This window comes from Brachybacterium atlanticum (assembly GCF_025669985.1).
Lineage (GTDB): Bacteria > Actinomycetota > Actinomycetes > Actinomycetales > Dermabacteraceae > Brachybacterium > Brachybacterium conglomeratum.
Map to the genome: position 1 here is coordinate 19239 of NZ_JAKJJW010000032.1, position 23128 is coordinate 42366.

At 73.6% G+C, this 23128-nt stretch carries 21 protein-coding genes; 18 read left to right on the forward strand and 3 right to left on the reverse strand.

From position 1 onward, the window contains the following. Window positions 1–47: 47 nt before the first annotated feature. From L3K22_RS13560 to L3K22_RS13590, 7 genes are all read left to right on the forward strand, one after another. Window positions 48–1034 carry an NADP-dependent oxidoreductase gene (locus tag L3K22_RS13560; RefSeq protein ID WP_263311849.1) on the forward strand — a complete coding sequence of 329 codons (987 nt, stop codon included), beginning with the start codon at window positions 48–50 and terminating at the stop codon, window positions 1032–1034. A gap of 55 nt (window positions 1035–1089) precedes the next feature. Beyond that, on the forward strand, window positions 1090–2367 hold the full coding sequence (locus L3K22_RS13565) for a class I SAM-dependent methyltransferase (protein WP_263311850.1): 1278 nt from the start codon (window positions 1090–1092) through the stop codon (window positions 2365–2367). Next, window positions 2364–3248 carry a DUF4129 domain-containing protein gene (locus L3K22_RS13570; RefSeq protein ID WP_263311851.1) on the forward strand — a complete coding sequence of 295 codons (885 nt, stop codon included), beginning with the start codon at window positions 2364–2366 and terminating at the stop codon, window positions 3246–3248. The genes L3K22_RS13565 and L3K22_RS13570 overlap by 4 nt, the downstream gene beginning before the upstream one ends. Beyond that, entirely contained in the window at window positions 3245–3748 is a 504-nt protein-coding gene (locus tag L3K22_RS13575; protein WP_263311852.1) for a hypothetical protein, read from the forward strand. The genes L3K22_RS13570 and L3K22_RS13575 overlap by 4 nt, the downstream gene beginning before the upstream one ends. Further along, entirely contained in the window at window positions 3745–4752 is a 1008-nt protein-coding gene (locus tag L3K22_RS13580) for an AAA family ATPase (RefSeq protein WP_263311853.1), read from the forward strand. Before L3K22_RS13575 ends, L3K22_RS13580 begins: the two co-directional genes overlap by 4 nt. Window positions 4753–4982: 230 nt before the next feature. Next, complete coding sequence (locus L3K22_RS13585; protein ID WP_263311854.1) at window positions 4983–6242, forward strand: DUF58 domain-containing protein; 1260 nt, start codon at window positions 4983–4985, stop codon at window positions 6240–6242. Next, window positions 6242–6796: a hypothetical protein gene (locus L3K22_RS13590; protein ID WP_263311855.1), complete on the forward strand. Its 555-nt coding sequence runs from the start codon at window positions 6242–6244 to the stop codon at window positions 6794–6796. Before L3K22_RS13585 ends, L3K22_RS13590 begins: the two co-directional genes overlap by 1 nt. Window positions 6797–6849: 53 nt before the next feature. Here L3K22_RS13590 and L3K22_RS13595 read toward each other — a convergent pair whose 3' ends face one another. Next, entirely contained in the window at window positions 6850–8319 is a 1470-nt protein-coding gene (locus L3K22_RS13595; protein WP_263311856.1) for an HNH endonuclease, read from the reverse strand. A gap of 387 nt (window positions 8320–8706) precedes the next feature. On the opposite strand from L3K22_RS13595, the gene msrA reads away from it, so the two are divergent. Then, on the forward strand, window positions 8707–9399 hold the full coding sequence (gene msrA, locus L3K22_RS13600) for a peptide-methionine (S)-S-oxide reductase MsrA (protein WP_263311857.1): 693 nt from the start codon (window positions 8707–8709) through the stop codon (window positions 9397–9399). A 142-nt stretch (window positions 9400–9541) separates the two neighbouring features. On the opposite strand, the gene L3K22_RS13605 is transcribed toward msrA, so the two are convergent. Continuing rightward, complete coding sequence (locus tag L3K22_RS13605) at window positions 9542–10051, reverse strand: arsenic metallochaperone ArsD family protein (protein ID WP_263311858.1); 510 nt, start codon at window positions 10049–10051, stop codon at window positions 9542–9544. Window positions 10052–10135: 84 nt separating this feature from the next. Between L3K22_RS13605 and L3K22_RS13610 the strand changes: the two genes are divergently transcribed. Further along, a complete protein-coding gene (locus L3K22_RS13610; protein WP_263311859.1) occupies window positions 10136–10726 on the forward strand; it encodes an LURP-one-related/scramblase family protein in 591 nt (196 codons plus the stop codon). A gap of 40 nt (window positions 10727–10766) precedes the next feature. Here the strand turns inward: L3K22_RS13610 and L3K22_RS13615 are convergent, their stop codons facing one another. Beyond that, the gene (locus L3K22_RS13615) at window positions 10767–11489 is read right to left on the reverse strand and encodes a FadR/GntR family transcriptional regulator (protein WP_308445946.1); all 723 of its coding nucleotides are present in this window, start codon (window positions 11487–11489) and stop codon (window positions 10767–10769) included. A 371-nt stretch (window positions 11490–11860) separates the two neighbouring features. On the opposite strand from L3K22_RS13615, the gene L3K22_RS13620 reads away from it, so the two are divergent. The 9 genes from L3K22_RS13620 to L3K22_RS13660 all read left to right on the forward strand — a co-directional run bounded on the left by L3K22_RS13620 (window position 11861) and on the right by L3K22_RS13660 (window position 22935). Further along, window positions 11861–13495, forward strand: a complete 1635-nt coding sequence (locus tag L3K22_RS13620; RefSeq protein WP_263311860.1) for an ABC transporter substrate-binding protein — start codon at window positions 11861–11863, stop codon at window positions 13493–13495. A gap of 200 nt (window positions 13496–13695) precedes the next feature. Next, window positions 13696–14661: an ABC transporter permease gene (locus L3K22_RS13625; RefSeq protein ID WP_263311861.1), complete on the forward strand. Its 966-nt coding sequence runs from the start codon at window positions 13696–13698 to the stop codon at window positions 14659–14661. Between the two features lies 1 nt (window position 14662). Further along, window positions 14663–16777: a dipeptide/oligopeptide/nickel ABC transporter permease/ATP-binding protein gene (locus L3K22_RS13630; protein WP_263311862.1), complete on the forward strand. Its 2115-nt coding sequence runs from the start codon at window positions 14663–14665 to the stop codon at window positions 16775–16777. Next, window positions 16774–17598 (forward strand): ABC transporter ATP-binding protein, encoded by an 825-nt coding sequence (locus L3K22_RS13635; RefSeq protein ID WP_263311863.1) that lies wholly within the window; start codon window positions 16774–16776, stop codon window positions 17596–17598. The genes L3K22_RS13630 and L3K22_RS13635 overlap by 4 nt, the downstream gene beginning before the upstream one ends. 137 nt (window positions 17599–17735) lie before the next feature. Continuing rightward, window positions 17736–18683: a dihydrodipicolinate synthase family protein gene (locus L3K22_RS13640; RefSeq protein WP_263311864.1), complete on the forward strand. Its 948-nt coding sequence runs from the start codon at window positions 17736–17738 to the stop codon at window positions 18681–18683. Next, on the forward strand, window positions 18676–19656 hold the full coding sequence (locus L3K22_RS13645; protein WP_263311865.1) for an ROK family protein: 981 nt from the start codon (window positions 18676–18678) through the stop codon (window positions 19654–19656). Before L3K22_RS13640 ends, L3K22_RS13645 begins: the two co-directional genes overlap by 8 nt. Before the next feature lie 115 nt (window positions 19657–19771). Next, window positions 19772–20467, forward strand: coding sequence for an N-acetylmannosamine-6-phosphate 2-epimerase (locus L3K22_RS13650; protein ID WP_263311866.1), 696 nt, complete (start codon window positions 19772–19774; stop codon window positions 20465–20467). A 99-nt stretch (window positions 20468–20566) separates the two neighbouring features. Next, entirely contained in the window at window positions 20567–21799 is a 1233-nt protein-coding gene (locus tag L3K22_RS13655) for a sialidase family protein (RefSeq protein WP_263311867.1), read from the forward strand. After that, a complete protein-coding gene (locus L3K22_RS13660; protein WP_263311868.1) occupies window positions 21796–22935 on the forward strand; it encodes a sialidase family protein in 1140 nt (379 codons plus the stop codon). Before L3K22_RS13655 ends, L3K22_RS13660 begins: the two co-directional genes overlap by 4 nt. The last annotated feature ends 193 nt before the right edge of the window (window positions 22936–23128 follow it).

Consider the following 23128-nt stretch of genomic DNA (forward strand, 5'->3'; position numbering starts at 1 on the left):
TCCAAAGCCATGGCCACGAGCGGCGCGGCAGGTGCATCATGGTGGGCATGCGCGAGATCCGATTCGACAGCTTCGGGGGCCCCGAGGTCCTGACCCTCCACCACGACGCCCCGGTGCCCGAGCCGGGACCCGAGGAGGTCCTCGTCCAGGTCGGCTTCGTGGGGCTGAACCCGCTGGACTACAAGATCCGCGACGGCTCCTCGGGCCGGGCGAAGGACCTCACGCTGCCCGCGGGGACCGGCCGTGAGATGGCCGGCACCGTGATCGGCGCGGGCTCGGGCCTGGACGAGGCGGAGCTCGGCTCGCGCGGCCTCACCGTCGGCACACGCGTGTTCGGCATGCGCGGCCCGAGCGACTCCCGCGGCGTCGCCGCCGAGGTCATCGCGATCTCGGCCGACGACCTCGCCCCGATCCCCGGCGAGACCGCCGAGGAGGACCTGCCCCGCTGGGCCGGGCTCGCGCTCGTCGGCCTCACCGCGATCGCCGTCGTGCAGGACACCGCCCGGATCGCCGAGCACGAGACGGTGCTGATCCACGGCGGCACCGGCGGCGTGGGCCAGCTGCTGATCCCGATGGCGCTCGAGGCCGGGGCCTCCCAGGTGCTCGCCACCGGCCGCGCCGCGAACGCCGAGCGGATCCGGGAGCTGGGCGCGACCCCGATCCCCTACGACACGAGCGACTGGGGCGAGGAGGTCCAGCGCCTCACCGACGGGCGCGGCGTCGACGTCGTGCTGGACACCCACTACCACTCGACCTTCCTGCCGAGCCTGGACCAGCTCGCCGACGGCGGCCGCATCGTCGCCCTGCCCAGCCTCGCCGACCTCTCCCCCGCCCTCGAGCGCGGTATCGAGGCGCGGGTGCCGTCGATCGTGCCGGGACGGGACCGGCTGGATCGCCTCGCGCAGGGCATCCGCTCGGGCCGCTACCCGCTGGAGGTCTCCGAGGTGCTGCCACTGGCGCAGATCGCCGAGGCGCACCGCCGGCTCGAGGAGGGCCACACCCGCGGCAAGCTGGTCCTGGACGTGCGCGCCTGAGCGACGGCCCGTGCCGCAACGGTCGCCGCCGCGGCATGGGCGGTACGCTGGCACGATGGTCGCCCCCACCTCCGATGACGCCGCTGCCGCGATGCGCGGGATCGAGCCCGTGCTGCAGCCCTCCGGGTGGGCGCTGCTGAATGCCCTTCCGCCCTACGAGGAGAAGGAGGCGCTGCGGGTCTCGACCCGTCTGCGCGAGGCAGGCCACTCCCCCGAGCTCGTCTCCGCGGTGCTCACCCAGTCCCGTCTGCGCGCCCGCGCGACGGAGAAGTTCGGGGAGTTCGCGAGCACCATGCTGTTCACCCCGCACGGCCTCGAGCAGGCCACGCGCCTGCCGGTCGCCGCACTGCACGCCGAGCGCTTCCAGCGCGCCCGCGTCTCCTCCGTCGCAGATCTCGGCTGCGGCATCGGCGGGGACTCGATGGCGATGGCCGCGCTGGGCCTGGACGTCCAGGGGGTGGACCGCGATCCGGTCACCGTCGCCGTCGCCACCGTGAACCTGCGTTCCTTCCCGAACGCGAGCGCGCGCCTGGGCCGCGCGGAGGGCCACGACCCCCGCGACACCGAGGGGATCTGGCTGGACCCCGCCCGGCGCGCCCCCGCCCGCGGCGGCTCCCGCCGCCTCCACGACCCCGAGGAGTACGAGCCGCCGCTCTCGGCCGTGCTCGACCTCGCCCGACGCCTCGGCCGCGACGGCGCCGCCGGTCCGCTCGGCGCGAAGCTCGGCCCCGGCATCGACCGCGACGCCCTGCCGGAGGACGTCGAGGTGCAGTGGCTGTCCTTCCACGGTCAGGTGCTCGAGGCGACCGCCTGGTGCGGGCCGCTCGCCCGGGAGGGCGTCACCTCCTCCGCGGTGCTGATCGGCCGCGACGGCGCGCACCGCCTGGACCGCGGCGCGGACTCCGCCGGCGACCCCGCCGTCGGCTCGCTCGCCGACCACCTCTACGAGCCCGACGGCGCCGTGATCCGCGCCGGGCTGATCGGAGAGCTCGCCGCCCGGATCGGCGGCCGCACCCTCGATCCGACGATCGCGTACCTGACCTCCGAGCGCCGCGTCACCACCCCCTTCGCGAAGGGCTACGCGGTGCGCGACGTGATGCCCTTCGGCCTCAAGCGCCTCACCTCCTACCTGCGCGAGCACCGGCTCGGGGTGCTCGAGATCAAGAAGCGCGGCACTGCGGTCGAGCCCGACGAGCTGCGTCGCAAGCTGCGGCCCCGCCGCTTCGGCGAGGAGCGCGCCACGCTGATCCTCACCCGCATCGACGGGGAGCAGTCCGTCGTGGTCGCCTCGCCGCACGCCGCACCGCCCGGCGAGGAGCCCGATCGGCCGTGAGCACCGCCCGGGGGACGCAGCGTCGCGTCATCGCCCTGCTGCTGCTCCTCGCCGCGCTGGGAGGACTCGGCGTGGTCGCCCTCGGCGCCGGCGCCGAGCGTGCTCCGATCACGAGCTCGGGCGAATCGAGGGAGCGGGAGGAGCCGTCCCCTGCGCCGACCGCCGAGGGCTGGTCGGACCCCGGCTGGAGCACCCCGGAAGCCCCGGGCCGGCCGCCCCGGGCCGAGCTCGGCGCCGCCCCGCTGCTCGTCCTGCTCACCCTCCTCGGCCTGGCGCTCGCGGTCCTCGCGGTGTGGCTCGCGGTGCGGATGAGGGCGCTGGCCCGACCCGCCCCGGCCCCGGCGACCGCCGCCTCCGAGGACGAGCTCACCGCCGCGCAGGCCCGGACCGCGCTCGCCGAGGCCCGGGACCCGCTCGCCCGCCTGGTCGACGCGCAGGACGCGGTGATCGCGGCGTGGACGGCGCTGGAGCGCTCCCTCGCCGCGGCGGGAGTCACCCGGCACCCCTCCCGCACCACCTTCGAGTTCGTCGTGGAGGTGCTGGCCGCGCTCGACCTGGACCGCGCCGCCCTCGACGACCTCGCCGCCCTCTACCGTCGGGCGCTGTTCGATCCGGAGCCGCTCACGGAGGAGGACCGCGCCGTCGCGATGACGAGCCTGGACCGCCTCACGGCGGCGCTCGAGGCCACGGCGGCGGCGCGCATGTCCGACGCCCGCGCCTGCGACAACGGCGCCGCCGACGGTGGGCACGGCCGCGATGTCGGGCCCATGGTCGGCGCCCGTCCCCGCGACGACAGGCCCCCGACCGGCGAGCGCGCCCGCGACCTCGGGTCCGCCGGCGGTGCGCGCATTCGCGACGATGACGGGAGCGCAGGCGCATGAGCAGCCTCCTGGGCCTGATGTGGCGGACCGTCGTGGCCACGGCGGCCGCGGTCCTGCTCACCCTCGCCCTCGCGCTGATGGGCCTGGTGCTCCCGCTGCCGCTGCCGATCGCGCTGGGCCTCCTCGCAGGGGCCGCGTGGTGGTTCCTCCACGTCGGCGCCGACCGGGCCGAGCCCTCGCGTGCCCCGCGCCTCGATCTCGACGCCGACTACGCCCTCCCCCATGCCCAGGACGTGCGGGTGCGTCGACTGGAGGACCTGATCCACGGCGCGCAGCCGCACCGCCGCATGACCGGCCGCGGCCTCGCTCTGGTCCTGGCCGACATCGCCGACGAACGGGCTCGCGACCCGGACGCTCCGCCGCTCGGCCCGGAGCTCTCCGAGCTCCTCCGCGCCGCCCGCGCCGCGGAGGGCTCCCAGCAGCCCTTCCCGCCGATCGACCGCAGAGCCCTGCACCGCTATCTCGACGAGCTCGCCCCGCGCGAGGAGAGGCCACGATGACCACCACCCCCGCCCTCAGCACCACCCCGCTCAGCACCACCGCCGCGACCGACGCCGCACGGCGGGTGCTCGACACCGTCGAGACGGCCGTCGTCGGCAAGCGGCAGTCCCTCGAGCTGGTGCTCACGGGACTCCTCGCCGGCGGCCACGTCCTCCTCGAGGATCTGCCCGGGCTGGGCAAGACCCTCTCCGCCCGCTCCTTCGCCCAGGCGCTCGGCCTGCCCTTCGCCCGCGCCCAGTTCACCCCCGACCTGCTGCCCGCCGATCTCACCGGCGCCGAGGTGTTCGATCAGCGCACCGGCGAGTTCGTGTTCCGCCCCGGCCCCGTGTTCACCGGCCTTCTGCTGGCCGACGAGATCAACCGCACCCCGCCGAAGACCCAGTCGGCGCTGCTCGAGGCGATGCAGGAGCGACAGGTCTCCGTCGAGGGCACCACCCGGCCGCTGCCCGTCCCCTTCCATGTGCTCGCCACCGCCAACCCCATCGAGCACGAGGGCACCTATCCGCTGCCCGAGGCGCAGCTGGACCGCTTCCTGCTGCGGCTGTCCTTCGGCTATCCGAGCGCCGAGCAGGAATGGGAGGTGGTCTCCCGACGGATCGACCGCCGGCGCGAGGAGCAGACCGTCGCGCAGGTGCTCGACGCGGAGCAGCTGCTCGCCCTGCAGGCGGCGGTCGAGGAGGTGCACGTCGAGGACGCCGTGGGCCGCTACGCCGTGGACCTCGTCGCCGCGACCAGGCGTCACCAGAACGCCCTGGTCGGCGCCTCGCCGCGCGGGACCCTCGCCCTGATCACCTGCGCCCGCGCCCTCGCGGTGATCCGCGGCCGCGGCTACGTGGTGCCGGAGGACGTCAAGGAGCTCGCGCATCCGGCGCTGGACCATCGCGTGACCGTCCGGCCCGAGCTGTGGCTGCAGAACGCGACCGGCGCCGGCGTCGTCGACGCGGTCCTCGAGCAGGTGCCGGTGCCGGTCGCCTCCCCGCAGCCGGCCCGGTCCCCGTCATGAGACCGGCCGCGGGAGACGGCGCAGCGGAAAGGGCCTCGGGGGCACCGGGGACCGAAGGAGCGACAGGAGACTCGGGAGCACCGAGGGCCGGGACGGCGAGGACGACCTCCGGTACGGCGGATGCTCAGAGAACAGCAGGGACCACGGGGACGCCGGGTCGCACGCTGCCGCCCGTCCCCTCGCTCCGCCCCCGTCCCACCGCTGCGCTCGTCCGCGCCTCCGCGGTGGGCGTGCTCGCCCTGGCCCTGGCGCTGCTGCGCGGTGAGCCTGCGCTGGTCCTCGCCGGGCTGCCCCTGCTGGCCTGGTCTCTGCTGGCCGTCGCCCGCCGCACGGCCCGCGGCGAGGAGCGCTCCTACCCCGCCCCGTCCCTGCGCCTGAACCGTCGGCGGATCGACGAGGACGGTGCGGCGCGCGCCACGGTGACCACGAGCCCCGGCCTGCTGACCACGGCGAGCGTCCCGAGGCCGCCACATGCGGATCTCGCCCCGCGCCACGGCTCCCTCACCGGCGACGGCGGGGCGGCGCTGCGCATCGGCGCCCGGCGCTGGGGCCGGATCGAGGTGGGGCCGGTGCACGTGCTGGTCGCGGATCCGCTCGGCGCCTTCCGGGCGCAGGTAGACCTGCCCCCGGTCTCGCTCCAGGTGGTCCCCTCCTCCGTGGTGCTCGATGCCCCTGTGGACGTTCCCACCCCGATCGGGGTGAGCGGCGCGCACCTCTCGCGGCGCCGCGGTGACGGCACCGCGCTGTCGGAGGTGCGCGCCTTCCGGTCCGGGGACCGACTGCACCGGATCAACTGGCGGGTCACGAGTCGCACCGGGCAGCTGCACACCAATGCGACCTTCACCGAGCAGGACACCGAGGTCCTCGTCGTCACCGACACCACCGCGGACGTCTCCCCCGCCCCCTGGGCCGGCGAGGACGCGCCCACCAGCCTGGACATGACGATCCGGGCCACGACCGCCGTGGCGCGCCACTATCTCGGCGTCGGCGACCGAGTCGCGCTGCTCGACATCGGGCGGCTGATAGGCGCGGTGCCGCCCGGCTCCGGCCCCCGTCAACTGCGGGTGCTCACCGATGCGCTGTCCCGCGCGGCCCGGGACCCGGGCGCGCTCCGCCCCCTCCCCCGCCTGCCCGCGGTGCGGACCGGCACGCTGACGGTGGTGTGCTCGCCCCTGCTCCGCCCCGAGGTGATCACCAGGATCGGGGAGCTCGTCGCCCAGGGCGCGGACGTGATCGTCGTGGACACGCTCCCGCCGAGCGTCGGGGACACCTCCGTGCTGCGCGGGCGGCCGCTGCGGCTCGACGGCCGGGTCTCCGAGCGCTTCTGGCCCGAGGCGTGGGCGCTGCGGAGGCTCGAGCGGGAGCGGACGGTGCGCGAGCTGCGGGAGGCGGGCGTCCCGGTCACCGCGTGGGAGGGGCCCGCCTCGCTGGCTCCGGTGCTCCTGTCCCTGTCCGCCGCGCGCGGCGCACCGCGACGGAGGAGGTCCTGATGCGGCTGACGTCCTTGCTCGACCCGATCGCCGACGCGCTGCTCGCGCTGCGCGGAATCAGTCCGGTGCAGTGGGCGCTGCGCGGCACCGGTACCGCGGCGACGGTCGCCGCGGCGGCGCTCGCGCTGTCCGGCCCGGGACTCGCGGCGATGCACCTGGGCGTCGTGCTGGTGGGGCTCGTCTGTCTCACGGCCCTCGCCGCCCAGTGGCTCGATCCCGACACGGACCTCGGGATGCTGGCGCCGACGGCGGTGGTGATCGCGCTGGCGGTGCGGGCCGATCTGGACGTCGTGCTCGCCGGGTCGACGGGTCTGCTGCTGCTCGCGGGTCATGCCGCCTTCGCGCTCGCGGCCGTCATGCCCGCGCACGGGGCCCTCGACCGCGACGCTCTGCGTCTCGCTCTGCGTGCGCTCACCGGGGTGCTCGTGCTGACGCTGGTGGGCGGGGTGCTCGTCGTGCTGCTCGCGCAGGTCCAGCTCGGGCCGTGGGCCGTGGTGGTCGCCGCGGTCGCCGTCGTCGCGCTGTGGATCGCCGTGATGCCGCGAGGCCGGTGAGGTCAGGGGTGCCCGGGCCGCGGTGCGGGCCGACGCGTGTCGACCCGTGCTGATCAGCCCGTGCGCGCTTCCGGCAGGCCCTCGGGATCCGACGGCCGGTCGTCGTCCGCGGTGGTCGGGCTCGACCGCCGATCAGGATCCGAGCCGTCGTCGAGGTCGACGGGCTCGTCCGCGAGGATCTCAGCGCGGGCCCCGTCCTCCCCGTCCAGGAGACGCCTCAGCAGCGGGGAGGTCGACTGATAGGTGTGCCCGGTGGGGGTCCTGATCGTGAGGCGGTGCGGTCGGTCATCGCTCGAGGGGTCGACCGTCGACTCCCATCCCGGCATCTCCTTGACGAGGTTGAAGCGCTGGCAGTGGCCGACGCCGTTGTCGGCGTCGGTGCTGCCGCCGTCGGCGAAGCGATGGGCGTGGTCGATGTCGTGGATCGGCGCATCGCACCATGGCGTGCGGCAGCGCTGATCGCGCAGCAGGATGAATCGGCGGACCTGTGCTCGGAAGAGTCGTCGCCTGGGGTCGACCTCGGTCAGATCTCCGGTCCTGTCATCGGCGTAGAGGCGACGGATCCACCGCGCCGCGCTGCTGATCTCCGGCGGGGGTGCGGGAGCATCTGCGGCCACGTGTGCTGGGGACGGGAGCGTCGGCACACCGAGCGCGAGGTCACGGGCGACGCGTCCGGGAAGCGGATGGCCGTCGATCCATGCCGTCGCCTCCTCGTCGGCGAGGAGGGTCATATCGGTCATGAGCAGCTGGATCTCGACGGGGATGTCGTCGGGGCTCCCGAGTCCGCAGGCGCGCGCTGTCAGGGTGTCGGCCATGATCTGGCCCTTGGTGCGCGGGTCCCCGGTGGCCTTCGCCGATCGCGCCGCCTCGGTCAGCACCTTCAGCACCGCGACGCCGTCCTTCACGGGGAGCGTGGCGCGGAGGATCGACATGCCGTCGACGGCCGGCTGGAGCGAGACCCGTCGATCGGCGACCGCGCGCTGGTGCCGGTGCACCGCGGCGTCGGCGTCGAGCTCCTGCGCCCGGGCGCGGGCGAGGTCCCCGGCCCGGCGCGCGGTGACCGATGGCAGCTGGTCGGCGAGGTCGACATCGACGCGGGCCCGGTCCTCCTCCTCGAGCACCAGCACGTTCTCGGCGACCCTGCGGGCGGCGTACTCGCTGATCTCCCCCGCCTCGAGCAGCTCGCTGGTGCGCGGCAGAGACCCGAGCAGCACCCGGTGCAGAGCGACCTCGTCCGACGCCTGCTTCGGGGTGATGCGACGGGCGAGGGCGACCTGGTCGGCGATGCCGCGGCCCCGCTGTCCCCTGGGCACTCCCTGTCTCTGCTGCTCGCGGATCTGCGCATCCCAGAAGGCGGCCTCTGCCCGGGCCTGTGCGGCGGCGAGCCGTCCTTTGGCGCGCTCCGTCGCGGCGATCAGATTGATCAGTGCAGCGTCGTCCTCTGCGGCGAGCGCCTCGGCCGGCGGGGCATGGTCGAGAAGACGGGACAGCTGACCGGCCCAGTCCAGTGCGGATTCCGGCATGGCTCTTCTCCCCTCGCTCGGCGATGGTCGCGGCGGCCCGGAGAGCGGTACGACCTGGTATGACCAGCGTCGTCGCCTCGGCGACGACGCGCCAGCCTCAGCGCGGGAATGTGGAGCGGCAGGGCATGTGGAGGAACCGAGAGGCGGCGAGAACCGAGAAGCCTCGAGTTGGGCGCACCGTTTCCGCTATGAGAAGCCGACGGCGCCCGTGAGCCACCGGGCAGTGCACACACCTCGCCGAAGCCTCGTGGTTGTGGACGAGCACGGACCCGAACGGCGAAGCGCCATGACCACCCTGCGACCTTCCGTCACGCCCTCGGCGGAACTGGAGTGACCGGCGTCGCTCACCCTTCCCGCTCGGCACCGACCGGGGCTACCGTGCTGAGCATGTGGCAGATGATGGATCTCCTGTACGCGCACAAGAAGGACATGGTCGCGCCGGAGGACGCCCTGCCCGGCCGCGACGCCTACCCCTACCCCCTCGAGCGCGAGCACCTCGTGCTCGGCACCGACATGCTCGGACCCGACGCGCCCCGCGACCCGCACCCGTGGCCGGAGGGCTCCGAGGAGCTGATCCTCGCCGGCGGCTGCTTCTGGGGCATCGAGCGGATCGCCTGGCAGATCCCCGGCGTGCACACCACCTCGGCCGGCTACGCGGGCGGGTACACGCCCCACCCCACCTATGAAGAGGTGTTCTCCGCCCGCACCGGCCACGCCGAGGCCGTGCGCGTGATCTACACCGGCGGCGAGGACACCCTGCGAGCGCTCCTGACCGAGTTCTGGCAGCAGCACGATCCGACCACCGCCAACCGCCAGGGCAACGACGTGGGCACCGAGTACCGCAGCGCCGTGTACTGGACCACCGAGGAGCAGGGCGAGATCGTGCGCGACTCCGCCACCCGCTACCAGGAGGCGCTGGACGCCGCCGGTCGCGGCGCGATCACCACCGAGCTCGCGCCGCTGGCCGAGGTCGGAAACGGCGTCTACTACACCGCCGAGCCCGAGCACCAGCAGTACCTCGAGAAGAACCCCACCGGCTACTGCAACCACGGCTTCAACGGGGTCGCCTGCTCGCTCTGAGCCGACGGGCCGACGGGCCGACGGGCCGACGGGCCGACGGGCCGACGGGCCGACGGGCCGACGGGCCGACGGGCCGAGCCCACCACTTCTGACATGGCCGCGAGAGGTAGCGACTCCGAGGGCGCGTCGGACGCCCGAGCCGTCAGCGCCCGGGCAGACCATCCCCGGTGTCGCCGCCCATGAGGTTGCGGCGTGCGCCGATGTCGGGCCCGCCCGTCGGCCGCGGCGTCGCGGGGACGGCGCCCATGAGCTGCGCGGCGAACCCGCCGGCCTCGCGCGGCAGCGGCGCGGCGCCGCCGGGCCCGCAGGCTGCGGCAGCCGCCGACGGCTTCGGCTTCTTCGCCGCGCCCGCCTGCGCGAAGCGCTGCATCTGAGAGGTGGTCGGATAGGTGCCGCTGACCACGATGTCGAGGCCCAACAGGGTCACCGGCAGCACGGCATCCCCCGCGGACTCCATCAGGGCGCGGACCGGCTCGCACTCCTCGAAGGCCCAGGCGTCCTCGTCCTGGAGATAGACCGTGATCGGCTGGCCGTCCAGGGCGAGCGCCGCGGCCTCGTCGAGGAAGGCCTCCTGCCGCTCCACGTCGGGCGGCGGGGACGGCAGGAAGATGTCCAGCCCCGCGAGCTGCGGGGCGTCGTCGGAGGCGGTCATGCACCTACGGTAACGCGGCTCGGGATCACGACCGTGCGGTCGCCCAACCACTGCGGCACGGTGCGGCCTTATTAGGGGGCGCGAATGGATTCCACAGCCGACAGCCCCCGCCCCGCGGACCTCCGCTCCCACGATACCCTGGTGATGCAGCAGGTCACCGGCTTCATGTCCAACGACTTCGACATCCTCGACGGCGCCGGCGAGCACGCCGTGGGCCACGTGACGACCACCGGCAGCGGCGTCGCCCGGTTCTTCTCGGGCGCCCGCTCGCTCCGCGTCGCCGACGCGGACGGCACGCCGCTGCTCCGTGTCGAGGACCCGCCCGGGATCGGCGTCGACCGCTTCGAGCTCTCAGCACCCGACGGCACCCCGGTCGCCGAGCTGCGCGGCCGCTTCTCCGTCTTTTCGACGAAGGTGAGCATGACCCTCGCCGTCGGCGCGGAGCCCGAGCTGCACGGCGACATGCTGGGGCTCGACTACGAGTTCCGCTACGGAGAGGCCGTCGCCGCGCGGGCGGCCAGGGAGTGGGCCGGCTTCAGCCGAGGCTTCCTCGGACACAGCAGGTACGTGCTCGCATTCGACCCCACGGTGCCGCCGCCGCTGCGCCTGGCGATCGTCGGCGGCTGCATCGTGCTGGACCTGATCCGGGCGAAGAGGTCGCGCAGCAGCGGCTGAGCCGCCGGCGAGCGGCGGCCGGGCCAGCAGGAGCCGGCGCTCAGCCCGCGCCCGCGCAGCGCTCCTCGACGGTCCCGGCGGCGTCGAGCACCCGGCCCAGCGGCCGGTAGTGCTGGTGGACTGCCTCACGGTAGGCCGCCGCGTCCCCCGCCTCAAGCGCGGTGAGCATCGCGCGATGCGCCTCGACGGTCTCGAGGATGTCCTGGGCCGGGGCGATCCCCAGCAGCGGCACGGCGGTGGTGTGCACCTCCCAGAACGCCTGGGCGAGCTGGCGCAGGAGGCTGTTGGGCAGACGGGAGAACAGGACGGTGTGGAAGGCGGCGTCGGCCTCGGGGAAGGGCTCCCCCGCCGAGGCGAGCTCGCGCATCGTCTCCACATGGCCCTCCAGCTCGGGGTTCTCGGTGCCGCGGTAGATCTCCACCAGCTGCTCGGCGACCGCGAGGTCCAGCGCGATCCGCAGCTCGACCACCTCGCGCAGCGCGCCCAGGTCGTTGCCGTCGTCGAGCCGGGCGCGGAACAGGAGCCCGTCCACGAGCGGGGCGAGCGAGAGGGTGCCGACGAAGGTGCCGTGCCCGTGGCGCACCTCGACGATGTCGAGAGAGGCGAGGGTGCGCATGGCCTCGCGCACCGAGGAGCGGGAGATCCCCAGCCGCTCGCAGAGCGCGGCTTCGGTGGGCATCGGGTCGCCGGGCGCGAGGCCCTCGGCCAGGATCAGCTCCTGGATGCGGTCGACGGCGGTGCCGCCGGTCCCCTTGCTGCGCACGATGCGCCTCCTCCCCGTGCCCGCCGTCGGTGACGGACGGGCACCATCATGCCTGCATGTCGACTGCTGTCTGCGATGTCCGCTCCGCCCGAGGTCCGGGCCGGAGGGCACTGCGCCTGCTCGGACCGCACGCAGCCCCCGAGCGTTCGGCAGCGCGGGTGGCGGTCCTCGACCGGGTCACCGGTCGGTCACGGCCGCACCACCGGGTGGTGGCGACCACACCGACTGTGATGTACTGTCCCCAGTCATCAGACATCATACGTCTGATCTTCGCAGGGAGGCGAGAGTTCCGCCGACTCGCGAGGACGGGCTCCGCTCGACCCCCGGCGCCGCGGGCACCGGGGATACCCCACAGAAGGGATGCATCAACGGTGATCACCAACCCCTCCGGCCGTCTCGGCCGACGCGGCTTCCTCCGCGGCACTGCCGCCCTCGCCGGCGCCGCCGGCATCGTCGCCGGGATCGGCGCCTGCGCTCCGCGCGAGAGCGGCTCCGGCGGCTCCTCCGACGCGGGCGGCGCGCCGGCCGGCGAGGCGAACCCCGACGGCCACATCGACGCGGCGATCAGCTACGAGCTCGGCACCAACGGCTACGACCCGATGACCACGTCGGCGGCGCTGACCGTCGCGGTCAACTGGCACACCCTCGAGGGCCTCACCGAGCTGCACCCGGTGACCCGCGAGGTCTACGCGGCGCTGGCGGCCGAGGTCCCCTCCGCCGACGGGACCAGCGTCGACGTCGCGCTGCGCGAGGGCGCCGTCTTCCACGACGGCACCCCCGTCACCCCCGAGGACGTCGTGTTCTCCTTCGAGCGCGTCCAGGACCCCGCCAACGCCTCGCTGTACGCGCAGTTCATCCCCTTCATCGACTCCGTCGAGAAGAAGGACGACACCACCGTCACCATCACGCTCGCCCACCCCACCGCGGTGCTCGCCGAGCGACTCTCGACGGTGAAGATCGTCCCGAAGGCCGCTGTCGAGGCGGACCCCGACGCCTTCGACTCGAACCCCGTCGGCTCGGGCCCGTGGACGATGACCGACAACTCCGCGGCCTCGAAGATCGTCGAGTTCGAGCGCTTCGACGACTACACCGGCCCCATGCCCGCCAAGGCGAAGACGATGAGCTGGCAGGTCATCCCCGACCCGTCCACCCGCACCAATGCGCTGCAGTCGCAGACCGTGCAGGCCATCGACTCGGTCCCCTATCTTTCGATCGACCAGCTGAAGGCGAGCGGCGAGGTCGAGTCCGTCGGCGGCTTCGGGCTGCTCTTCGCGATGTTCAACAACAGCGAGGACAACCCCTTCCACGACGTGAAGAACCGCCAGGCCTTCCTCTACGCGATCGACATGGACAAGGTCATTGAGACGGGCCTGTCGGGTCAGGCCGAGGCGGCGAGCTGCTTCGTGCAGAAGGAGCACCCGAACTACAAGGAGGCCTCGACCGTCTACTCGCTCGACGCCGACAAGGCGAAGTCCCTCTTCGCCGAGACGGGCCTGACCTCTTTCCGGATGCTGTGCACCGATCACGACTGGGTCGCCCAGTGCACCCCGATCATCCAGGAGTCCCTCGCCGCGGCCGGCGTCGAGGTCGCCTTCGAGCAGAAGCAGTCCGCCGACGTGTACACCACGATCGACGGGTCGCCCGACGCCTACGACGTGGTCATCGCCCCCGGCGATCCCTCCGTCTTCGGCAACGACCCCGACCTGCTCATGCGCTGGTGGTACGGCGGTGACGTCTGGACCGACACCCGCATGCACTGGAAGGGCCAGGAGTCCTACGAGGAGGTCCAGTCGCTGCTGGCCGAGGGGCTGGAGACCACGGACACCGCCGCGCAGGAGGCGACCTGGGGCGAGCTGTTCGACCTGCTCTCCGAGGAGGTCCCGCTGTACCCGCTCTTCCACCGCAAGTCCCCGACGGCCTGGGACGGCACCTCGCTGGTCGACTTCCAGCCGATCTCCCTGACGGGTCTGAGCTTCGTCGACGTCGCCACGACGAAGGCCCCGTGACCCGTTCCTGAGCCCCCGCCGGGGCCGACGGCCCGCTCGTCGGCCCCGGGGGCCGCTCCCCCGTCGGCCCCGCGCCCGACCCTGCGCCCGGCCTCGCTCTCCGCCCCGCGCCCCGCCTCGCGCCCGGTCTGCTGCGCGGCCACCGGCCCGCGCTCCGCCCGGCCGCCGCCCCTGCCCCTCGCACTTCCACGGAGGACCGCGTGTCCCACCTCGTCCGCCTGATAGGGCGACGACTTCTCGCCCTGCCGTTGATGATCCTCGGCGTCACCCTGCTCGTCTTCGTCATAATGTCGTTCTCACCGTCGGATCCCGCCCGGCTCGCGCTCGGGGAGTCCGCCTCCACCGAGGCGCTGGAGCTGTACCGGGAGAACAACGGCCTGAACGACCCGATCTGGCTGCGCTACTTCAGCTTCCTCGGCGGCATGCTGCGCGGCGACCTCGGCACCACCAGCGGCAACGTCCCGGTGACCGAGGTGGTCGCGAGCGCCTTCCCGATCACGCTGCAGCTGACCTTCCTCGGCCTCGCCATCGCGATCGTGCTCTCCGCGATCCTCGGCGTGCTCGCCGCCCTGTTCCGAGACCGCTGGGTCGACCAGGTGATCCGCGTGCTGACCATCGCCGCGCTCGCCACCCCGTCGTTCTGGCTGGCGATCCTGATGATCCAGTGGCTCGGCGAGGTCCCCGGCGGCTGGGGCGCGTTCCCGGCGCTGGTGACCCGCTGGGTCGGGGTCTTCGAGGACCCCGCCGCCTATCTGCGCAATGTCGCCCTGCCCGCGATCGCGCTCGCGATCCCGGTCGCCGGCTCCCTCACCCGCGTGGTCCGCACCGCGATGGTCGAGGAGCTGGACCGCGACTACGTGCGCACCGCCGTCGGCGCCGGCATCCCCTATCCCGTCGTCGTCTCCCGCAACGTGCTGCGCAATGCGCTGATCACCCCGATCACGGTGCTGGGCCTGCGCGTCGGCTACCTCATGGGCGGCGCGGTGATCATCGAGATCATCTTCAACATCCAGGCCATGGGCCAGCTCATCCTCGACGGCGTCACCCGCAACGACGTCTTCCTCGTGCAGGGCGTGACGCTCGTCGTCGCGATCGCCTTCATCGTGGTGAACATCCTGGTCGACCTCCTCTACGTCGTCGTCAACCCCCGGATCAGGAGCATCTGACATGCGACCGAAGCTCGGATCCCGCCTCCAGTCCGTCAGCGGCAGCCCGCTGGCCCCCTTCACCGCCCTCCCCTGGGCCTCCCGCCTCGCGGTGGCGTTCCTCGTGCTGCTCGCGGTCCTGGCCGTGCTCGCGCCGGTGATCGCCCCGCACGGCCCGCTCACCACCGGCACGCCGGTGCAGCCGCCCAGCGGCGAGCACTGGATGGGCACCGACGCGATCGGGCGGGACATCTTCTCCCGCGTCGCCCACGGCGCCCGCTCCTCGCTGCTAATCGGCCTGGCGGCGACCGGCGCCGCGCTGGTGGCCGCTGCGGTGATCGGCTCGATCGCCGCGACCGGCGCGAAGCTCCTCGCCGAGGTCGTCATGCGCGTGCTGGACGTGGTCATGTCCTTCCCGGGCATCGCGCTCGCGGCCGTGTTCGTGGCCGTGTTCGGCAACTCGCTGCCGGTGCTGATCTTCGCGATCGGGTTCCTCTACGTGCCGCAGCTGGCGCGCGTGGTGCGCGCCAACGTGCTGGCTCAGTTCGGCGAGGACTACGTCGCCGCCTCGCAGGTCATGGGCGCCTCCACCGCCTGGATCCTCGCCAAGCACGTGGCCCGCAACTGCATCGCCCCGATCATGGTGTTCGCGACCGTGCTGGTGGCCGACGCGATCGTGCTGGAGGCCTCGCTGTCCTTCATCAACGCGGGCGTGCAGCCGCCGAACCCGTCGTGGGGCAACATCCTCTCCGACGGCAAGCAGCTGCTGCTGTCGGGCTACTGGTGGCCCACCTTCTTCCCGGGCCTGATGATCCTGCTGACCACCCTCGCGCTGAACATCCTCTCCGAGGGGCTCACCGACGCGATGGCGAGCCCGCGCGTGAAGGCGAAGGTCGACGTCGAGGCCGACGAGAAGGCGCTCGAGGAGCAGGCGGAGGAGACCTCCGCGTCTGTCGCCGCCGGTCGCGCCGGCTCGGCCGGCGCGGTCGACGGGGCCAGCACGGCCGACGGGCCCGGCGCGGCCGACGAGCAGCACGACGAGCAGTTCGACGTTCACCACGACGTGCTCGGTGCGATCGACGAGGAGACCACCCAGCGCCTGCTGCACGAGTCCCTCGCCGCGCTGCGCAGCGCCGAGCTCGCACGCCCCGAGCGCGGGACCGTGGATCAGGACGTGCCGCCGCTGCTGGAGGTGCAGGACCTGCGGGTCGCCTTCCCCGAGGCGCACGGCGAGGTGGACATCCTCGACGGCATCTCCTTCCGGGTACGGCCCGGGGAGACCATGGGCCTGGTCGGCGAGTCCGGCTCCGGCAAGTCGGTGGCGAGCCTGGCGATCATGGGGCTGCTGCCCCGCACCGCCCGGATCAGCGGGAAGGTGCTGCTGAACGGCCAGGACCTCCTCTCCCTCGCCCCCAAGCAGGTCAACGCCCTGCGCGGCCACGAGATCGCGATGATCTACCAGGACGCGCTGAGCTCGCTGAACCCTTCGATGCTGATCCGCTCGCAGATGGCGCAGCTGACCCGGCGCGGCGGCACCCGCTCGGCCGAGGAGCTGCTGGAACTGGTGGGGCTGGAGCCGCAGCGGATGCTGAACTCCTACCCGCACGAGCTCTCCGGCGGCCAGCGCCAGCGCGTGCTGATCGCGATGGCGCTGACCCGCGACCCGAAGCTGGTGATCGCCGACGAGCCCACCACCGCCCTCGACGTCACCGTGCAGAAGCAGGTCGTGGACCTGCTGAACCGGCTGAAGGACGAGCTCGGCTTCGCGATGGTGTTCGTCAGCCACGACCTGGCGCTCGTCTCCCAGCTCGCCGACAGCATCACCGTGATGTACGCCGGCCAGGTCATGGAGCAGGGCAGCACTCACGAGATCCTCGTCGATCCCCGCCACGAGTACACCCGCGGGCTGCTGGGCTCGGTGCTCTCGATCGAGGCGGGGGCCGAACGGCTCCACCAGGTCCAGGGCACGGTCCCCTCGCCGCGGGACTTCGCCGTCGGCGACCGCTTCGCCCCGCGCTCGCTGGACCCGTCGGCCGACCCGACGGCCCGGCCGCGCCTGGTCACCACCGGGGCCGACGACCATCTCGTGTCCACGACGGGCGAGGTGCCCGGACCTCTCGAAGGAGCATCGCGATGAGCGACACCACCCCTGCCCGGAACGACGGCGCCGGACGCGCGACGCCCACGATCGAGCTGCGCGACGTGCACGTGGTGCACCGGCTGCGCTCCGGCGGCATCTTCCGCCGGGACACCCTGCGCGCGGTCGACGGGGTCAGCGTCTCCGTCCGCCGCGGCGAGGTGCTCGGCATCGTCGGCGAGTCCGGCTCGGGCAAGTCCACGCTCGCCCGGGTGATGACCGGTCTGCAGCCGGTCACCGAGGGCGAGGTCCTCTTCGACGGGACGCCGCTGCGGCACGGCCGGGCCGCCCGTCGGAAGCTGGGACGGAAGGTGTCGGTCGTCTTCCAGGACCCCTCGACCGCGCTGAACCCGCGCCTGCCGGTGCGGGAGACGCTGGTGGACCCGCTGCGGGTGCACGGCATCGGCGACGACGCCTCCCGTCTGGCGCGGGTGCGGGAGCTGCTGCACCTGGTGGGCCTGCCCCAGTCGGCGCTCGAGGTGCTGCCGAGGCAGCTCTCCGGCGGTCAGCGACAGCGCGTCGCGATCGCCCGCGCCCTCGCGCTGGAGCCGGAGATCATCGTCGCCGACGAGCCGACCAGCGCTTTGGACGTGTCCGTGCGCGCCCAGGTGCTGAACCTGCTCACCGACCTCAAACAGGAGCTCGGCCTGGGCCTGGTGTTCATCTCCCACGACATGAGCACCGTGCGCTTCATCTCCGACTCGATCAGCGTCATGAACCACGGGAAGGTGGTCGAGCACGACACCACCGATCGGATCTTCGCCGGGGCCGAGGACGAGTACACCCGCAGCCTGCTCGCCGCCGCGCCCTCGCTGCTCTGACCCCGCCCGCGACGCCGCCGACGGACCGCCGCGGCAGGACCGGCGCGACAGACCGCATCCACCCCGACCGCGATACCGACCCCGCTCGTCGCCGCCTCTCGACCACGCACCCCACAGATGCACCAAGGAGCCTCACCATGAGCACCGATCCCCGCGCCCTGACCGGCGTCGTCCCCCCGCTGCTGACCCCCCTGACCGCCGACGGCGAGATCGACCTGCCCTCGCTCGAGCGGCTCGTCGGCCGCCTGCTCGAGGGCGGGGTCGACGCGATCTTCGCCCTCGGCTCCTCCGGAGAGGTCGCCTTCTGGGACGACGCACGCCGCGAGGCGGTGCTCGAGGCCGTCACCGGCACCGTCGCCGGGCAGGTGCCCGTGATCGCGGGCGCGATCGACATGCAGACCGACCGGGTGATCCAGCACGTCCGCGCCGCGGAGCGCTTCGACCTCGCCGGCTACGTGGTCACCGCCCCGTTCTACGCGATCACCGGCCCTGAGGAGATCGAGGCGCACTTCCGCGCCGTCGCCGCGGCGACCGAGCGTCCGGTGTGGGCCTACGACATCCCCGTCTGCGTGCACACCAAGCTCTCCCCCGCCCAGCTGCTGAAGCTCGGGCAGGACGGCGTGATCACCGGGGTGAAGGACTCCAGCGGCGACGACGTCTCCTTCCGCCGCCTCGCCGCGGCCAACCGCGCCGCGGGCTCCCCGCTGACCCTCCTGACCGGCCACGAGGTCGTCGTCGACGGCGCCTATCTCGCCGGGGCCGACGGCTCCGTGCCGGGCCTCGGGAACGTGGACCCGGCCGGCTACGTGCGCATGCACCGCGCCGCGCAGGCCGGCGACTGGGAGCGGGTGCGCGCCGAGCAGGACCGCCTCGCGCGGCTGTTCGAGATCGTCTTCCAGCCCACCGACAAGGTGGGGCCGGCCGGCGGCGTCGGCGCGTTCAAGACGGCTCTGCGCGAGCTCGGCGTCTTCTCGACCAACAACATGGCCACTCCGATGACCCCGATCGAGGGCGAGGCGGTGGACCGCATCCGCGCGATCCTCGCCGACGTCGGCCTGCTGTACGGAGCGGGCGCTGGTGCCTGATCCGGTCCTCGCCCTCGACCTGGGCGGCACGAAGATCCGTGCCGCCCTGGTCCACGGGCTCGATGCTGTCGAGGTGGAGACAGCACCCCGGCTCGAGCACGTCGCCGAGGTGCCGACGCCCGCGGCCGAGGGCGCCGCAGCGATCCTCGGCGCCGCCCTCGACCTCGCCGAGCGGGTGTGCGAGGGGACGGCGGTGCAGGCGGTCGGGATCTCCTCGGCCGGGGTCGTCGACGTCGAGGACGGCCGCATCACCCACGCCACCGACTCCCTCACCGGCTGGGCCGGCACCGCTGTGACCACTCCCTTCATGGAACGCTTCGGCGTGCCGGTCGCGGCGCTGAACGACGTGCACGCGCACGGACTGGGCGAGGCCCGCTTCGGGACCGGTCGCGGTCGCGGCTCGCTGCTGCTGATGGCCGTCGGCACCGGGATCGGCGGCTGCCAGGTGCAGGGCGGCACGGTGGTGGTCGGCGCGCGCGGCGCCGCCGGGCACGTCGGCCATGTGCCCGTGCCGGAGGCCGAGGGCGTCCCCTGTCCCTGCGGCCGCACCGGGCATCTCGAGGGCCTCGCCTCCGGGCCGGGCGTCGTGCGCCTGGCCGCGCGGCTGAGGACGGCGGACCCTGCAAGCGGCGCCTCCTCCCCCGACCCGTCGGCCGCGCCCCGGGACGGCCGGGAGCTCGCCGCCGCGGCCGTCCGCGGGGACCGTGCCGCTCTCGAGGCCTACCGCCTCGCCGGCCGCGCGACCGGCCGGGTGCTCGGCGCACTGCTGAACGTCCTGGACCCCGATGTCGTCGCACTCACCGGCGGGGTCGCCGACGCGGGTGTGACCGTCTGGCTCGAGGCACTGGCCGCGGGCATCGCCGAGGAGGCGATGGACGTGGTCGCCGCGACGCCGGTGCTGCCCGCGAGCGCCGGCTCCCAGGCCGCGCTGCTCGGCGCCGCCGTCCGCGCGGTGGAGGTTCCTGTCCGCTAGCCGCTCCTACGCCCGGCACCGCGGTCCGCGTGCTCGCCCCGCCCCTCGTCGTCCGACGTTCGTCCCCGCCGCTCGTCCCCGTCGTCCGCCGCTCGTCCTCGGAAGGATCCCGTCCATGACCTCCCCGCTCCCGCCTCTCGTCGCCGCGCTCGAGGGCACCCTGATCGTCTCCTGCCAGGCCTATCCCGGCGAGCCGATGCGCGATCCGCGCACCATGGCGCAGGTCGCCGCGGCCGTCGCCGAGGGCGGCGCCTCCGCCGTCCGTGCCCAGGGCCTCGAGGACATCCGTCAAGTCAGGGAGGCCGTCGACGTCCCCGTCATCGGCATCTGGAAGGACGGCGAGCAGGGCGTGTTCATCACCCCCACCCTCGACCACGCCCTGGCCGTGATCGACGCGGGCGCCGACGTCCTCGCCCTCGACGCCACGGACCGGCCCCGTCCCGACGGCCGCAGCCTCGCCGGGACCGTCGAGGCGATCCGCACGCGCACCGACATCCCGCTCATGGCCGACTGCGACAGCGCGGACTCCGCCCGTCGAGCCGCCGAGCTCGGCATCGAGATCATCGGCACCACCCTCGCCGGCTACACCCCCGCCCGCGCGAAGACCGTCGGCCCCGACCTCGCGCTGCTCGAGGAGCTCGCCGGCACCCTGACGGGCACGTCGATGCTCGTGGCCGAGGGCCGCGTCCACACCCTCGAGCAGGCCGCCGCCGCGAAGAACGCCGGCGCCGGTGCCGTCGTCGTCGGCACCGCCATCACGCACCCCACCAGCATCACCCGCTGGTTCCACGACGCCGTCACCGGCGCCTGACCGCGCCCGCGGCCGATGCCCTCGCCCCCTGAGGAGGCGGCGAGTCCTGAAGGACCCCTATGCCTGCCCCGTGCAGGATCACACGAAGGAGAACACCCGATGGATGCACACATGACTCGACGCGGGATGCTCGGCACCGCCGCCGCGCTCACCGCCCTCGGCGCGGGAGCCGCGGGCGCAGCCGCCGCACCGGCCGGCGCCGCTCTCCCGCCCGTGAAGGACCGCGGCCGCCGCCAGGGCAGCTACGAGGAGCAGGTCCTCGCCGCCCCCGGCGACTGGGGAGTGAAGAACTTCCGCATCCCCGCCCTCGCGGTCGCCCCGAACGGAGACCTGCTCGCCGCCTTCGACAAGCGCCCCGTGCACGGCGACTCTCCCGCCCCGAACTCGATCTGGCAGCGCCGCTCGACCGACGGCGGCCGCACCTGGGGCGAGCCCGAGGTGGTCCGTGCGGGCTTCGAGTCCACCGTTCCCGGGGAGAAGCTCGGCTACTCCGACCCGTCCTACGTGGTCGACGTCGAGACCGGAGAGATCTTCCTGTTCTGCGTCTTCTCGAAGGACGTGGGCGTGTGGGACGGCGAGTACGGCAACGACGACGAGGACCGCCGCATCATGAGCGCGAACCTCTCCGTCAGCCACGACTCGGGCCTCACCTGGGAGCACCGCTCGCTCACCGAGGTGGTCAAGCCCGAGGACTGCCGCGCCATGTTCGCCTCCTCCGGCGCCGGGATCCAGCTGCGCTACGGCGCGCACAAGGGCCGCCTGATCCAGCAGTACGCGGGCTTCTTCCGCAACGACGCCGGCGGCGAGGACGTCTCCGCCTACTCCGTCTACTCCGACGACCACGGCGAGACCTGGCAGATGGGCACCCCCGTCGGCACCGAGATGGACGAGAACAAGGTCGCCGAGCTCTCCGACGGCACGGTGATGTTGAACTCCCGCGAGCACGTGCGCACCGGCCGGCGCTGGGTCGCCTACAGCCACGACGGCGGCGCGACCTGGGAGGACCTCCACCGCGACCCCTCCCTCGTCGACCCGGGCAACAACGCCCAGCTCTCCCGCGCCCACCCGGACGCCCCGCAGGGCTCCGCGAAGGCGAAGATGCTGCTGTTCTCGCACGCCGACCACGTCCCGAACGACCGCGTGAACGGCACCGTGGAGATCTCCACCGACGACGGCGCGACCTGGGAGCGCAAGCGCGTCTTCGCGCCCGGCGCCTGCCAGTACTCGGTGATCATCCCCGTGGGCCGGGACGAGTTCCTGCTGGCCTACGAGGGCGAGCAGGAGACGATCAAGATCGCCCGCCTGGACATGGACTGGATCCTGTCGCGATGATCCGCCTCGGTCACGACCCCTCCCCCGCTCCCGACCTGCCGGTGCTGACCGGCGCGTCCACGGTCCTCGCCCGCGCCGGGGAGGGGCCGTGGCCGCGGTACCGCATCGTCGGCCTCGCCCACCTCGGCGCGGGCGAGCTGCTCACCGCCTTCGACGGCCGCGAGACCGGGCAGGACGTCCCCGATCCGACGGGCCTGGTCCAGCGCCGCTCGCTCGACGGCGGCTTCACCTGGGGCCCGCTCGAGCCGCTGCGGGACGCGGACCGAGAGGGCCGCCACTGGTACTGCGACCCAAGCTTCCTCGTGGACGAGCCCGCCGGGCGGGTGCACGTCTTCCACACCCACGCGAAGGATCGCGGGGTGTGGGAAGCGGCGCCCGGCACTAATGACGCGGACCGGGACGTGATGGGCTCGGCGGTCTCGACCAGCACCGACGGCGGCCGCACCTGGACCCACCGCTCGGTGACCGCGATCGCCGCGCCGCCGGAGCTGATCCGCACCGCCTTCCCCACCTCGGGGACGGGGATCCGGCTGCGGCAGGGCCCGCGGGCGGGTCGACTGGTGCAGCCGTACGCGGGCTGGTTCCTCGCCGGAAAGGGGTCGGCCGACGGCGAAGTGGTGCGCTCCTACGTGCTCTACTCCGACGATCACGGGGAGAGCTGGCATCGCGGCGAGCCTGTGGGCGAGGACATGGACGAGACCACGATCGTCGAGCTCTCCGACGGACGGATCCTGCTGAACTCCCGCGATCACGCCCGCGGCGGGCACCGGCGCATCGCGGTCTCCGCCGACGGCGGCGAGAGCTGGGAGGACCTCGGGATCGACGAGCAGTTCGTGGACCCCGGGAACAATGCGCAGCTCGCGCGGCGGTTCCCCGAGGCAGAGCCCGGGAATCCCCGGTCCGAGGAGCTGCTGTTCACCAACAGCCGCGACCCCTTCGCGCGTCGGCTCGGCACTCTCTCGCGCTCGCTCGACGACGGGGCGGCCTGGGAGCCGATCGGCGTCTTCGAGCCGGGGAACCTCGACTACTCCGTCGTCCAGGGCCTGGGCGACGGGGCGATCGGGATCCTGTGGGAGGTCGAGGCGCGCGAGATCCGCTTCACCCGGCTGGAGGCGGAGGACCTGCCCGACGCGTGAGCGCGGGGGCCGACTGCTCGTCGGGGCCGGTTCGACAGCGGCCGGCTGGACGAGGACCGGCCCGGGATCGACCAACACGACGGCAGCAGGCCCGAGGGCAGCCGGTCCGGCAGGACGACGATCCCGCAGACCACCATCCAGCACGACGAGGAGAGGGGCGGGGGGCCCCAGGGCGGGGCCCCCCCCCCCACCC

Excerpts from the sequence above, each read along its gene's own strand:
- L3K22_RS13560 (WP_263311849.1), top strand. The coding sequence starts at position 48 with ATGCGCGAGATCCGATTCGACAGCTTCGGGGGCCCCGAGGTCCTGACC.
- L3K22_RS13565 (WP_263311850.1), top strand. The coding sequence starts at position 1,090 with ATGGTCGCCCCCACCTCCGATGACGCCGCTGCCGCGATGCGCGGGATC.
- L3K22_RS13575 (WP_263311852.1), top strand. The coding sequence starts at position 3,245 with ATGAGCAGCCTCCTGGGCCTGATGTGGCGGACCGTCGTGGCCACGGCG.
- L3K22_RS13580 (WP_263311853.1), top strand. The coding sequence starts at position 3,745 with ATGACCACCACCCCCGCCCTCAGCACCACCCCGCTCAGCACCACCGCC.
- L3K22_RS13590 (WP_263311855.1), top strand. The coding sequence starts at position 6,242 with ATGCGGCTGACGTCCTTGCTCGACCCGATCGCCGACGCGCTGCTCGCG.
- L3K22_RS13595 (WP_263311856.1), bottom strand. The coding sequence starts at position 8,319 with ATGCCGGAATCCGCACTGGACTGGGCCGGTCAGCTGTCCCGTCTTCTC.
- msrA (WP_263311857.1), top strand. The coding sequence starts at position 8,707 with ATGTGGCAGATGATGGATCTCCTGTACGCGCACAAGAAGGACATGGTC.
- L3K22_RS13605 (WP_263311858.1), bottom strand. The coding sequence starts at position 10,051 with ATGACCGCCTCCGACGACGCCCCGCAGCTCGCGGGGCTGGACATCTTC.
- L3K22_RS13610 (WP_263311859.1), top strand. The coding sequence starts at position 10,136 with ATGGATTCCACAGCCGACAGCCCCCGCCCCGCGGACCTCCGCTCCCAC.
- L3K22_RS13630 (WP_263311862.1), top strand. The coding sequence starts at position 14,663 with ATGCGACCGAAGCTCGGATCCCGCCTCCAGTCCGTCAGCGGCAGCCCG.
- L3K22_RS13635 (WP_263311863.1), top strand. The coding sequence starts at position 16,774 with ATGAGCGACACCACCCCTGCCCGGAACGACGGCGCCGGACGCGCGACG.
- L3K22_RS13640 (WP_263311864.1), top strand. The coding sequence starts at position 17,736 with ATGAGCACCGATCCCCGCGCCCTGACCGGCGTCGTCCCCCCGCTGCTG.
- L3K22_RS13650 (WP_263311866.1), top strand. The coding sequence starts at position 19,772 with ATGACCTCCCCGCTCCCGCCTCTCGTCGCCGCGCTCGAGGGCACCCTG.
- L3K22_RS13655 (WP_263311867.1), top strand. The coding sequence starts at position 20,567 with ATGGATGCACACATGACTCGACGCGGGATGCTCGGCACCGCCGCCGCG.
- L3K22_RS13660 (WP_263311868.1), top strand. The coding sequence starts at position 21,796 with ATGATCCGCCTCGGTCACGACCCCTCCCCCGCTCCCGACCTGCCGGTG.